Consider the following 12,914-nt stretch of genomic DNA (forward strand, 5'->3'; position numbering starts at 1 on the left):
CCACTGCCTTCTACTAGCCCTGCCGTTTTCATTTTTTTCCTGATCAGAGCTTTCCTCTCAGAACTCGTCATCGCTTTGAAGCGTGCTCTTCTCTCTTGTTTACCCATAGGGTGTAGACCTCAGCAGTGACGGGAGACAGGTCTTCTCTCTGTATACGGTGGCATTCAAATCAAAAGGCTTCTCCTTCAGGCATCCCACACCAAACCAGTACCCCCGATAACGAATCGAGCGGGTAAGGGCTGGATTCAGCAGCCAGGATGGCATTGCATTGCTATATCTAGAAGTGCTGTTTAAGCATGGGTGAGCTGGATGATTCTCCACTACCTTCTTTTTGATATCCCTCCTTTCTTTTGGAACGTTCTTCTTGCAGGCTCAATAGTGTTATTTGGTGCAACGTGTTCCCGCATCCTGTATGTGAAGACAGCACACCTCTACCCACCAAAAAAGCAAAGGGCTTAAAGCCATTAGAAGAGTAATCGTTGAATACTAAGGTGGGTTGATGGCTAGATCAGGCTTAGCAGCCCACTGCAGCAAAACGAATTTCAAGAAAGCACCCTAGAGAAGTTCCTTAAACTCAACGTTTTTGCTTATACGCTGCTATTCAAAACACATAGAGGACCTTTGCCGGACCTCCTAAGTCACTTTTAACAAGAATGTCGCATCCATCTGAATCATCTGCTGCTCCCTGCATAACGACAGTCGATGAGTTTGAGAAGCTAGCGGATTATTCTCTGATGGATAGCTTAATTACTGACCCTGATTCCACGGTAGATGGTGATGATCACCTTGCCCGACAAGTTTTTTCTGGTCATTTCGTACCTGTAACACCAACGCCGCTTAAAAACCCAGAATATGTAACTCATAGCAGCATATTTTTTAATGAACTTGGCTTGAGCAACGAGCTGGCATTTAATGAAAAATTTTGCAAGTTATTTTCAGGTGATCTCTCTGCTACGCGTGAGCCTATGCGACAGGTTGGCTGGGCAACTGGTTATGCACTATCGATTTATGGCAGAGAATACACCCAACAATGTCCATTTGGCACTGGTAATGGATATGGCGATGGCCGAGCGATATCTGTATTTGAAGGAATCATTAATGGCAAACGCTGGGAAATGCAATTAAAAGGTGGTGGTCCAACGCCTTACTGCCGTGGTGCCGACGGACGCGCAGTACTACGTTCAAGTGTGCGTGAATTTCTAGCGCAAGAATATATGCAGGCTTTAGGTGTTCCAACATCGCGTTCGTTAACACTCTATGTTTCTAAATCTGAGACAATCACCCGGCCTTGGTATTCTAAACACTCTCAATCCACCGACCCTGATATTTTGGTGGAGAATCCTGTAGCAATTTCAACTCGCGTCGCAACATCCTTTTTGCGAGTTGGTCAACTAGAATTATTTGCGCGTCGCGCTCGCAGCAATACTCATCCAAGAGCATTAGAAGAGTTGCGCATGATTGTGTCACATTTAATTGAACGAGAATACAAAAATAACATCAATCAAACCCTTTCTTTTACAGTTCAATTGGTGGAGTTGGCGCGGCTATTTCTTGATCGCCTTACTTTATTGGTAGCAAATTGGCTCCGCATTGGCTACTGCCAAGGCAATTTCAACAGTGACAATTGCGCCGCGGGTGGCTTCACCCTCGACTATGGACCATTTGGATTTTGTGAAATCTTTGATCCTAAATTTCAGCCTTGGACTGGCGGCGGCAAACACTTTTCATACTTCAATCAACCAATCGCGGCGGAAGCAAATTATCATATGTTTTGGAAAGCTTTAAGGCCGCTACTCGAAGAAGATACTAAAGCCCTAAAAGAGTTTGACCAAGTTCGTGATGGCTTTGAACAAGCCATGGATAAACAAATCCAAAAAATGTGGGCAGCCAAGCTTGGTTTGAAAGAATACAACTCCAATCTATTTGAGGAATTATTGCAATTAATGATCAATTCAAAAGTGGATTACACGATCTTCTTTCGCGAGCTATCTCATATACCAAATGATTTATCAGCATTAAAAAAGAGCTTCTACATCCAAACTTCACAACAAATCGATGAGCAATGGCAATCTTGGCTGCAAAGCTGGCGCAACCTCGTGCTTAACAAAGGCAATTCAACGGAGACATCAAAAACCATGAAACTGACTAATCCAAAATATACTTGGCGAGAGTGGTTAATTGCCCCTGCTTATCAGCAAGCCGAAGAGGGCAACTATTCCTTAGTGAAAGAGCTGCAAGAAGTGCTAAGCCATCCTTATGATGAGCAATCAAAAGAAATAGAAGATAAATATTATCGCCTAAAACCTAAGGTATTCTTTAATACTGGTGGCATATCGCACTATAGCTGTTCATCTTGAGGTCGAAAAAAGCTGAACCATTGGAATAATAAATATTAGCCAAAAAGCTTTAGTCATTGACTCACAAAAAAGCAGTGACTTCATTATCAGTGCGCTGATGGATCGCGACCCAGAATTGAAAGGCTATTCAAGTCATTGATAGGTAGCCGCCCACAAGCAGAACATGAAATCTTCTGATCAATGAATCATCTAGCGGTAATCGGGCCAATCACGTTGCTATTAGTTCGATTCACATTTCCATCACTTGTAGAAACAGTCAGGACGGCCATCAGAGAACGTCCTAGATCGTCGCTTCCAAGCTGATAGGTGGTTTCAGAAGCGTTCGCTACAAGCTGCCAATGTCCGTTACCTTTGCGGCGATACCAGTGAATGTGAACCGATTCAATGGCGTCACCATCCAGTATCAGGTCCGCCTTCAGCAGTTCTCCTTCAAGAGCATCTCCTTCCAAAACAAAACGACTTAAACCCTCGATGTTTTGTTCGACCTGCTCTTCAGACTTTTGATCCTCTGAAATGCGGCCTTCTAAAACATGAATCTGCTCCTGAGGGGAAGCAGTGAGCCCAGGAACGCACTGAAGACTGCCATTCTCAAGTCGGCATCCGGGCAGCATGCCTTGTGCCTGAGCTCCCTGCCATCCCAGGCTTAAAGCCACCAAAGACATAAGGGAAACGCACTTTGTGCGAGAGGTGGGGCTCATTGATTCCAACTGAATGTCACTTCACGTTGGCAGCCCCAAGCCGATGGTCAATGCCTTCTCATCAACTGATGCCAGATGATTTCCCCGGAACCACATCACACCAACCAGCGCCCTCTGATTGAGCGAAGATCGAAAATCCAATGCCATCGCGACTCACCTGGCGAGGCACTCTTCTTCTTGCTTCTAGTTCTTTCTTGCAGTTGCTCACAAGCGTTTTGAAAATCCGGCCAACCTAGTGGCAATTAGAAACACCCTTGGCGTGCATAGAGATACCACTCGCTAAAGCCTTTAAAGCGCTTGATCGCTCCACTGAGCGTTGCCAATCACATCAAGAAACTAGAGCTCAATTGACTGAAGCTCTCAACTCATACTTGTCTTAATGCACAACATTGATGTATTGATCAACCTTCCCCTTTCTTAAGGGAGCTGCATAGTCTTAATCGCTTGCAAAAGCTTAAATAATCTCGATCAGCTCGCCAAAGGAGCAGCAATAGGAGTCTTGATCGTCTGCTCTGCTTGAAGATCTCCACCTGGAGACTGCACCACGGAACGAGTGTTCAGCTCTTCTATGACGCTCCCCTGGCCAAGACAGTCCAAGCAGGTACGAAACCTCAGGTGACTGATGCGTTGAATGCCACTACCTCCGCAGTTAGGGCAGATCGACATTGATTGCGCGCATTAAGTGGCCATTTATTTTCATACATTTTTGCGTTTGTGATCCCGAAGGCTTCGTTAAGAATTAGAGCCCTTGCGCCTTTAAGGTTTCAGCACGCTTTTCAAAACCCCCTCCTTCTTCTTCAACTCACTCAACAACTCCCTTGCCGTGAGTTCAGCACCAAAAGGGACAAGGCTCTGGCTAGCAGCAAGCAAGCCCACCACATGAGAAGGCCCCAGTCCCTCGGAACGCAGGCTGTCCAAACCAGCATGTCCCTCGCGCTTGGCCAACTTTCGGCCTTGGTCATCACACAACAAGGGCACGTGGCGATAGATCACAGGCCGCTCTGAAATCGCATTGATCAAAGCAAGCTGAGCATTCATGGCGTCAAGCAAATCTTCACCGCGCACCACCTCGCTAATCCCGAGCGTCAGTTCATCAACAACCGTCGCCAAGTGATAAGCGATAAAGCCATCAGCGCGCCGCAAAATCACGTCCCCACTGGTATGGGAAAACTCTTTGCTCACCCTTAAACGCCAACTGGGCAGCCTGCCCTCATGCCACCCCCAAAACAGCTCCAGATCTCGACACGTGCCTGGGTAAACCAAGTGCCGCCCAGCTGGTGCTGAGATATCAGCCAACATTCGCCGGCTACATCGACAGGCATACAACTTGCCCTGACGCCGCAGAGCCGAGAGGAAAGAGTTGTAAAGCCCACGGCGGCGGCTCTGAAACACCACGGGGCCATCCCAATCAAGGCCTAACCAGTGCAAATCCTGCTGCAGGCTCTCAACCGCTCCCACACGATTGCGAGGCTGATCCAGGTCATCCACCCGCAACAGCCAAGCCCCATTAGCCAAGCGCGCTTGCAACCAAGACACCAGAGCAGTGCACAGATTGCCCAGGTGTAATGGTCCCGTCGGAGACGGGGCAAACCTGCCCCGATAGCCCTGATTCCTAAGGCGCTGCCCCGCTTCCATCTGCTCATACAGATGATCAGGCAGTTCAGAGGACGTGGCCATTGAATCAATGGAAGGAGCCCTGACTCAGTAGGCCCACAAATAAAAGGCGGCCGTGACGACCGCCCGTCTGCAAACAAGGGCTAAACAATCAGCCCTGAACGCGATCTTTGAACATCTTTCCTGCGGTAAAAGCAGGCACACGCTTGGCAGGGATTTTGATCTTCTGCCCTGTCTTGGGGTTCAGACCCTGACGAGCGGAACGATCACGAGGCTCGAAGGATCCGAAGCCAAGGATCGAGACCTTCTTCCCCTCCACTACGGAATCGATGATGGTATCGATGGCAGCATCCACCACCAAGGAGACATCTGTTTTCGTTAGCTCAGTACGGGCTGCGACGAGGTTGACCAGGTCAGCTTTGTTCATAGGAAAGGGGTGATGGTACGGAAACTGTTCAGTGACAGAGCAGAAGACGAAATCCGTCCCTGCTATCCCGATTCGCGCTAATCGTATGGACTCAAGCCGCTGCCGGCAACCGAAAGGGACCGTGGCGCAACGCTTTATACGAAAATTGAACAATTTGATTCACTGATTTGCCTGCGATTTCCAGGCATCCCATGGGGCCAATTTCTCTCCTCGGAGGGGCCCAAGGGGAGCACCAGAAGCCAGTACAGGCCTTGAATCTGAAGGAATCCATTGGCGCAATTTTTGCAAGCTTCTGAGCTGGCGAGGCCAATGAAAAGTCCGCCGATGCGCCAATGGAGCCAATTGAACAAACGCGACAGGAATCAACAAACGTCCACAGAAAAGTACGTTCCAAGGATCAGGAGCAAAAACCACGCAGCTCCCTGGTGTTGGCCCAGGCGTCCAAAGCAGCCGCAGCCCCGCAGCGGTGGTGTGTTGATCAGCAAAGCTGTCCAGCGAAGTCAGCCCGGGCAGGAGATAAGCCTCCTGCTCCTGCACCAAGACAGGCCATCCGAGTGCATCCTGAAACGCACGCACCCTGCCATGCCCCTCTCGACTGGTCAGCAAGATCCGGGCCGTGCGCCCCGAGGCGAGCTGTTTTAGAACCTCAAGAGTGGTTGTCGTTAAAGGCGGACAGTCGATTAAGACGGGTTCGGGGTCACATCCCAGCCACCATGCTGTCCCCCCGTCACAGTCTCGATTGGGTGGGAAAACCCATAGGGGCCCGCTCAGCTGCTCTGGAGGATTGCCCGACTCCAATGCTTGGGACAACGTCATGACATTGTGAAACGGGCTGAACTTCTTCGCTTGTGCCCAATGCTTTCTGCCTCGCCGCAGACACAGCTGTAAGCAAGATGCATCTCGGCACTCCTTGGCCCCTGGGCAGCACGATCACAACACGAGGCGTCAATTTCTCTGTGGCCGCCCCAACTGCAAAGCGCGTGGAGCTGCTGCTGTTTGCCGATGCAAATGCCACGCAACCAGAACACATCCTCGAGCTCCAGCCTTGCCATCGATCCGGCGACTACTGGCATGTTGAGGTGGAAGGATTGCAAACTGGCTGCTGTTATGGCTATCGGATCTTCGGCCCCCACAACCCTGGCAGCGATAGCTTTCACCCCTCCAAGGTGCTGCTTGATCCCTGCACAAGAGCCATCACTGGCTGGGACATCTATCAAAGAGAACAGGCCAAGGGATCGTCGCCCAATATCCAATCCTGCCTAAAGGGAGTGGTGTGCGAACGAGAACATTTTGACTTCGCATCCCATCCACGCCCCAGGACCCCATGGAACCGCAGCGTGATCTACGAACTGCATGTAGGAGGGTTCAGCAGCGGCCCGAAGTCAGAAGTAACACCTCAGCGCCAAGGCACCTTCCTGGGACTCATTGACAAACTTCCCTATCTGCGACAACTGGGTATCACGGCCATAGAGCTGCTACCTATTTTTGCTTTCGATCCCTCTGATGCGCCAACGGGGCGGGACAACTACTGGGGCTACAGCCCTCTGAACTGGTTCACTCCCCATCCCAAATATGTTCATGGTGACGATCCATTGCAGGCTCGCCAACAAGTTCGCGAGCTGGTTGCGGCCTGTCATGACGAGGGTATTGAAGTCATCCTTGACGTGGTCTACAACCACACCACAGAAGGCAGCCTTGATGGCCCCACACTCAGCTGGCGAGGCTTCAGCGATGCTCTCTATTACCACCAAAACGACAGTGGCGAATACCTGGATGTAAGTGGTTGCGGCAACAGCATCGCCGCAAATCGTCCAATCGTGAGGCAGCTGATTCTCGAATCGATGCGTTGCTGGGCCATCGAACTAGGAGTCGATGGCTTCCGCTTCGATCTAGGGATCGCCCTGAGCCGAGGCGAAGGCCTAAAGCCGCTCGAACACCCTCCCCTATTTGAAGAGATTGAAGCTGATCCAGAGCTCAGCGATTTAAAACTGTTTAGCGAACCATGGGATTGCGGTGGCCTCTATCGACTCAGCGATTTCCCAGCACAACGAATCGGAACATGGAATGGCCATTACCGAGATGACCTACGTGCCTTCTGGAAAGGAGACGAAGACAGCGCCTGGAGGATGGGACAACGCCTAAGCGGAAGTGCTGATCTCTACAAAGGTGAACCAGCTCCGCTGGGACGTTCCCTGAACTTCATCACAGCACACGATGGCTTCACCCTCAATGACCTGGTGAGTTTCAACCACAAACACAATCTCGCCAATGGAGAGAGCAACCGCGACGGTGAAAATCACAACAACAGCTGGAACAACGGCATTGAAGGCCCCTGCAGTGACCATGCCGTGCAGGCCCTCCGCCATCGCCAGATGCGCAATCTGATCGCCACCCTGCTGCTTTCAAGAGGAGTGCCAATGCTTTTGATGGGAGATGAAGTGGGCCGCAGCCAGGGGGGGAACAACAACAGCTGGTGTCAGGACAACCCGCTCGGCTGGATGCTCTGGAACCCTGAACAATGCGATATGGATTTGCACCTCTTCGTCAGCAGACTGCTGATGATTCGCCACCAACTTTCGGAACTCTTCTCTCCCATCAATCACCCCCCTGAAGAAATGCCCGTACGTCTTCAGCAGAGTCCAGACGATCTCTGGCTGCAATGGCATGGTGTTGAGATCGACAAGCCCGATTGGGGCAGCTGGTCCCATACCATCTGCTACAGCCTGAATCGAGGCTTCAGCGGTGCGGTGATGTGGATGGGCTTCAACGCCTACAGCAAAGCCATGCACTTTGATCTGCCGGAACCGACTTCTGCCTGGCACCGCATCCTGGACACAGCACGTCCTAGCCCGGATGATCTACCCGCAAGACCTCATGCATGGACTTCAGAGGACATTGATCTGCAGAACCGCAGCATGTTGATCTTGCTGGCAGAGGAATACGCCTCAAAACTCAAGTTCTAAAAGACAAAATCAAAAAAGCGGGCGGCGGGAATCGAACCCGCGTCATCAGCTTGGAAGGCTGAGGTCTTACCACTACACAACGCCCGCACTAGTACAGCAGAACCATCGCGATTAACGAAGTGGGTCTGGGGTTCAGTGCCCCTGCATTATGACCTTGCGCATCCCCCTTTTTGCAGCTTGACGACATCCACAGCGCTTCAAGGGGGATCACGCCGCCGGCTGATGATCTCCTATGGCCTTGGCGATGCAGGAACCGGACTGGCAGCAACTCTGCTTGGGTTCTACCTGTTCGTGTTCTTTACCGGGACCGCCGGTCTGCCTGCAATTGTTGCCGGCTCACTGCTGATGGTGATCAAGCTCTGGGATGGGATCAATGACCCAATGATCGGCTGGCTGAGCGATCACACCCAAACTCGTTGGGGGCCAAGGGTTCCCTGGATGCTTGGCGGAGCACTGCCCCTCGGCATCAGTCTGGCCGCCATGTGGTGGGTTCCTCCCGGAGACGTTGCCCAGAAAACGACGTATTACATCGTGATGGCGATTCTGCTGATGACCGCCTACACCAGCGTCAATCTGCCTTACTCCGCCCTCTCCACAGAGCTCACAGAAGACACATCTGTGCGCAACCGTCTCAACGCCGCCAGATTCACCGGATCAATCATCGCTGGTGCAAGCGGCTTGATTGTGACGCCTCTACTGCTGGTCAACGGTGCCAACGGTTACTTGGCCATGGGCCGCATCACCGGCACAATCGCGGCTTTAGCTACCCTCGCCTGCTGCTGGGGGCTGGCCCCTTTCACAAAAACCGCCCGGAGCCCCCGTTGCCATCACGAGCCCCTAAGCCGACAGCTTGTGAGGATCATCAGCAACAGACGCTTCCTCAAAGTTCTGGGGCTTTACCTGTTGCTCTGGTGCGCTTTGCAGTTGATGCAGCCAGTTGCTCTGATCTACCTGGTCCAGTTGATGCGCGTACCCGCAGAACTGGCCACCTGGATGTTGCTGCCCTTCCAACTCTGCGCCCTGATCGGCCTTCAGGTCTGGAGCATGTATGCCAATCGCCATGGGCGAATCAGGGCCCTGTGCTGGGGTGGGTGTCTATGGATCGCTGCTTGTGTTGTTTCGATGCTGCTCCCCCCCCTCTCCGCTGATGCATCCCTCGCCAACCTCTGGCCTACAGCAGGCACTGATGGCCTGAGATTGATGGCTTTGTTGGCGACCATTGGCACGGTGGGATTTGGAGCCGCAACTGCTTATCTGATCCCTTGGTGTCTGCTACCAGATGCAATTGATGCTGACCCTGACAAGCCAGCAGGCCTCTACACCGCCTGGATGGTGCTGGTTCAGAAAATCGGTATTGGTGTGAGCATCCAACTGCTCGGCATCCTGCTTTCACTGTCTGGCTATCGCTCAGTAGCAGAAGCTGGCGGAGCACTGAGCTATTCGGATCAACCAGAATCCGCTCTGATCACCATTCGCATGTGCATGGGATTCATTCCCGCCGTGCTTGTGGCGCTGGGTCTTGTGGTGATGCGAGGCTGGCCCGAAAGGAACTCTCACAACCAGGCAGCCACGTCATGACGACTCCTCGCTGGCTGAAGCGACTGGGCAGCAGCCTCATCATCGGAGGCCAGGCAGTGGCCGCCACCGCTAGAGGTCATATCAACAAGGTCGACCTGTTCGATCAGCTGATGGAGGCCGGTCCAGGCAGCTTCCTGATTGTGCTGATCACAGGCTTAGCCGCAGGAACGGTCTTCAACATCCAGGTCGCCGCAGAACTGAGCAGACAAGGGGCTGGTTCCACGGTGGGAGGGATTCTCGCCATTGGTATGGCAAGGGAAATCGCTCCTCTGCTCACCGCCACGCTGCTGACCGGCAAGGTAGCCACGGCCTATGCAGCTCAGCTGGGCACCATGAAGGTCACCGAACAAATCGATGCCATCACCATGCTGCGAACCGAGCCTGTTGAGTACTTGGTGGTTCCAAGAGTGATCGCCATGGTGGTCATGGCACCGGTGCAATGCATTTTGTTCTTCGGCATAGCCCTCTGGAGCGGCCAGGTCAGCAGCACCAATCTTTATCAAATTCCACCAGAGGTGTTCTGGAATTCCGTGCGCACCTGGCTGACTCCGGATGACATGCCATTCATGCTGGTCAAATCATTGGTGTTCGGCCTACAGATTGCTGTTCTCTCCTGCGGATGGGGTCTCACAACGCGTGGTGGTCCAAAAGAAGTTGGCACCAGCACCACTGGCGCCGTTGTGATGACTCTGGTCACAGTGTCTTTGATGGATGTGTTGCTCACCCAGATTCTTTTCAGCTGATGTCATCAAGGCCCACAAACAAACGCGCAGCTATTGACAAATACTGCTTACTCCCATATCGCTCCTAAATCAGTGATGGGTCCAGATCGGCCCTCTCTCATCAACTCCCCAAACAGACCCAACATCTCTCCTGAGAGCAATACCACCACTGCCTGCCTGGTTCATGCCTGAAGCCGACCTCCCCCTCCGCAAACAGCCTCCCCCTGGGCAGACTTCTCCTGAACAGCCCTCTCCTGAACAGCTTGCGCCTGAACAGCCCTCGAATAACTCAGCAGACTCTCAATACGATCTCCTAGCTGCTCCTCAAGACAAACCAGATCTTGATCCACTCCTGCAAGTGGCCTTAACGGAGCTGCAGCAACGTCGCGATCAACTCGAAGCAGAAATCAAAGACCTCTCCAACCGCAAATCCCAACTGGAAAAGGAGCTCAGCAGTTCCTTCGCTGGTCAGTCCGATGCTATTGCCAGGCGGGTCAAAGGCTTCCAGGACTACCTCACAGGCGCTCTGCAAGACCTGGCCCAATCAGTGGAGCAACTTGAACTGGTTGTGCAGCCTGTTGTGGTCCAACCTTCTCCCCTAGACCAACCCAATTCAACGCCCGAGGCCGCCGCTCAGGGCAACGCCCTAGCTGTTGCTGACACCTTTAAACCAGACGAAAGCCTGATCCGTGAATGTCTGGAGCAATTTCTAAGTCAGCCAGACTTCTACGCCGATCCTTGGAAACTGCGACGCAGCCTTGATCCCAGGGACAAAGAACTTCTAGAAGACTGGTTTTTCAATCAGGGTGGGCGAGGAGCGCAGCCAAGCCTGAACAGCCGAACACGCAACATCCTTGTAGCGGCAGCCCTGATTGCCATCCTCGGTGAACTCTATGGCGACCGATTCCAAAGCCTGGTGCTTGCCGGCGAACCAGAGCGGCTTGGCGAATGGCGACGTGGCCTTCAAGATGCTCTAGGCCTCGCTAGAGAAGACTTCGGCCCGAGCAGCGGCATTGTTCTTTTTGAACGCGGCGAAGCTCTTGTAGAACGCGCCGACCGACTTGAGGGACGAGGGGAAGTCCCCCTCATCCTGATTGATGCAGCCCAACGCAGCGTAGAGATCCCCGTGCTTCAGTTTCCTCTCTGGCTAGCCTTTGCAGCTGGGCCGCAAGAACGGTTCGAAGACGAAGAACTGCTCTGATGATGTTCAACTCTCTATTTGGAAGTCTTCTCTCTCTAGTCATGGGATATCTGCTGGGTTCACTGCCCAGCGGATATCTTGCAGCCCAATGGTTGGCAGGAATCGACCTGCGTGAGAAGGGTTCTGGATCAACCGGGGCCACCAATGTGCTGCGCCAGGTGGGTAAAGGTCCTGCCCTGGCTGTGTTCCTTATCGATGTTGGCAAAGGCACAACCGCCGTACTGGTTGCCAGGGCACTTGAGCTGGATGATGGCTGGCAAGTTGCGGCAGGTCTAGCAGCCTTGGCAGGTCACATCTGGCCTGTGTGGCTGGGATGGAAAGGTGGCAAAGCTGTCGCTACAGGCCTGGGGATGCTGCTAGGCATCTCCTGGCCTGTAGGGCTGGCCTGTTTCGGCATCTTCCTCACTGTGCTGAGCTTCAGCAGGATCGTGTCGTTATCGAGCATCATCGCCGCCCTCAGCTTGCCGTTGCTGATGATCTTGCGCTTTCAAGGCAACTCACCGCCGGCTTACCTGGCTGTGGCCTTTGCCGCCATGGCAATGGTGGTATGGCGACACCGCTCCAATCTGCAACGCTTGCTGGCGGGCACCGAACCTCGCCTCGGTCAGTCAAGCTGACGCTGTTCAATCTCAAAGCAGCAGCTTGCAAACGCCTCTGCCGGATCAACAGCACGGGTAATCGGCCTGCCAATCACCAAACGGGAAGCTCCTGCATTCAGCGCCGCTGCAGGACTCATGACCCTGACCTGATCCGCCAATTCAGCCCCCGAGGGGCGAATACCAGGAGTCACCAACTCAAATGGCAAGGGATGAAGTCGGCGTAAGCCGCTGACTTCCCAGGGAGAACACACGCAGCCGCCCAACCCTGACTCCGCTGCCAACTCAGCCAACCACTCCACCCTGGCCTGAAGAGACTGAGGAATACACAGCTCATTCGCTAGACGCTTCTGATCCCAACTGGTGAGCACAGTGACGGCCAACAGCCGGGGGGCTGACAAGCCAACCTCCGCAGCCCCCTCACAAGCAGCAGCCTGAGCTTCAGTAAGGGCAGCACCGCCAGCACAGGCATGCACCGTGATCAACTCAGCCCCAAAGCTCGCCGCTCGGCGACAAGCTCCTGCCATGGTGGCAGGGATATCGTGAAACTTGAGATCAAGAAAAATCCGCAACCCTTGCTCCCGTAGATCAGCCAAGACCTCTGGCCCCGCACTAACAAACAGTTCCAGGCCCACCTTGACCCAACTGACCTCTGGCAACTTTGAGATGAATGCAAGGGCCTCAGCCCGCTCCATGCCATCAAGAGCAATGATCAGTTGATCGGCAGGAGTCAATGGCGAGGTCATCACAGCAGGGGT

Annotated in this window: 13 protein-coding genes and 1 tRNA gene; 6 read left to right on the top strand and 8 right to left on the bottom strand. The window is 53.1% G+C overall.

The genetic code is table 11. The features are described 5' to 3' along the window. Positions 1-653: 653 nt before the first annotated feature. A complete protein-coding gene (locus tag PMIT1303_RS08715) occupies positions 654-2,357 on the top strand; it encodes a YdiU family protein (protein WP_063398377.1) in 1,704 nt (567 codons plus the stop codon). A gap of 185 nt (positions 2,358-2,542) precedes the next feature. Here PMIT1303_RS08715 and PMIT1303_RS08720 read toward each other — a convergent pair whose 3' ends face one another. From PMIT1303_RS08720 to PMIT1303_RS08740, 6 genes are all read right to left on the bottom strand, one after another. Continuing rightward, positions 2,543-3,055 (bottom strand): hypothetical protein, encoded by a 513-nt coding sequence (locus tag PMIT1303_RS08720; protein ID WP_063398378.1) that lies wholly within the window; start codon positions 3,053-3,055, stop codon positions 2,543-2,545. 61 nt (positions 3,056-3,116) lie between these two features. Beyond that, complete coding sequence (locus PMIT1303_RS13535) at positions 3,117-3,263, bottom strand: hypothetical protein (protein ID WP_156486985.1); 147 nt, start codon at positions 3,261-3,263, stop codon at positions 3,117-3,119. Between the two features lie 260 nt (positions 3,264-3,523). Next, positions 3,524-3,721 (bottom strand): hypothetical protein, encoded by a 198-nt coding sequence (locus PMIT1303_RS08725; RefSeq protein ID WP_063398379.1) that lies wholly within the window; start codon positions 3,719-3,721, stop codon positions 3,524-3,526. Positions 3,722-3,811: 90 nt separating this feature from the next. Next, positions 3,812-4,732 (bottom strand): tRNA glutamyl-Q(34) synthetase GluQRS, encoded by a 921-nt coding sequence (gene gluQRS, locus PMIT1303_RS08730; protein ID WP_063398380.1) that lies wholly within the window; start codon positions 4,730-4,732, stop codon positions 3,812-3,814. Positions 4,733-4,820: 88 nt separating this feature from the next. Next, positions 4,821-5,096: an HU family DNA-binding protein gene (locus PMIT1303_RS08735; protein ID WP_011130763.1), complete on the bottom strand. Its 276-nt coding sequence runs from the start codon at positions 5,094-5,096 to the stop codon at positions 4,821-4,823. 159 nt (positions 5,097-5,255) lie between these two features. Next, entirely contained in the window at positions 5,256-5,912 is a 657-nt protein-coding gene (locus PMIT1303_RS08740; RefSeq protein WP_063398381.1) for an MBL fold metallo-hydrolase, read from the bottom strand. Positions 5,913-5,989: 77 nt separating this feature from the next. Here PMIT1303_RS08740 and PMIT1303_RS08745 point away from each other — a divergent pair, with 77 nt between their 5' ends. Then, complete coding sequence (locus PMIT1303_RS08745; protein WP_063398461.1) at positions 5,990-8,059, top strand: glycogen-debranching protein; 2,070 nt, start codon at positions 5,990-5,992, stop codon at positions 8,057-8,059. A gap of 16 nt (positions 8,060-8,075) precedes the next feature. Here the strand turns inward: PMIT1303_RS08745 and PMIT1303_RS08750 are convergent. Continuing rightward, a tRNA-Gly gene (locus tag PMIT1303_RS08750) sits at positions 8,076-8,146 on the bottom strand. Positions 8,147-8,281: 135 nt separating this feature from the next. Between PMIT1303_RS08750 and PMIT1303_RS08755 the strand changes: the two genes are divergently transcribed. The 4 genes from PMIT1303_RS08755 to plsY all read left to right on the top strand — a co-directional run bounded on the left by PMIT1303_RS08755 (position 8,282) and on the right by plsY (position 12,177). Beyond that, positions 8,282-9,637 carry an MFS transporter gene (locus PMIT1303_RS08755; RefSeq protein ID WP_063398382.1) on the top strand — a complete coding sequence of 452 codons (1,356 nt, stop codon included), beginning with the start codon at positions 8,282-8,284 and terminating at the stop codon, positions 9,635-9,637. Further along, positions 9,634-10,380: an ABC transporter permease gene (locus tag PMIT1303_RS08760; RefSeq protein ID WP_063398383.1), complete on the top strand. Its 747-nt coding sequence runs from the start codon at positions 9,634-9,636 to the stop codon at positions 10,378-10,380. Before PMIT1303_RS08755 ends, PMIT1303_RS08760 begins: the two co-directional genes overlap by 4 nt. Before the next feature lie 163 nt (positions 10,381-10,543). Then, complete coding sequence (locus PMIT1303_RS08765) at positions 10,544-11,560, top strand: DUF3086 domain-containing protein (RefSeq protein WP_063398384.1); 1,017 nt, start codon at positions 10,544-10,546, stop codon at positions 11,558-11,560. A gap of 2 nt (positions 11,561-11,562) precedes the next feature. Beyond that, complete coding sequence (gene plsY / locus PMIT1303_RS08770) at positions 11,563-12,177, top strand: glycerol-3-phosphate 1-O-acyltransferase PlsY (protein WP_063396277.1); 615 nt, start codon at positions 11,563-11,565, stop codon at positions 12,175-12,177. On the opposite strand, the gene pyrF is transcribed toward plsY, so the two are convergent. Next, a complete protein-coding gene (gene pyrF, locus PMIT1303_RS08775; protein WP_063398462.1) occupies positions 12,165-12,902 on the bottom strand; it encodes an orotidine-5'-phosphate decarboxylase in 738 nt (245 codons plus the stop codon). The genes plsY and pyrF overlap by 13 nt on opposite strands. Positions 12,903-12,914: the final 12 nt, after the last annotated feature.

This window comes from Prochlorococcus sp. MIT 1303, assembly GCF_001631965.1.
GTDB lineage: Bacteria > Cyanobacteriota > Cyanobacteriia > PCC-6307 > Cyanobiaceae > Prochlorococcus > Prochlorococcus marinus_D.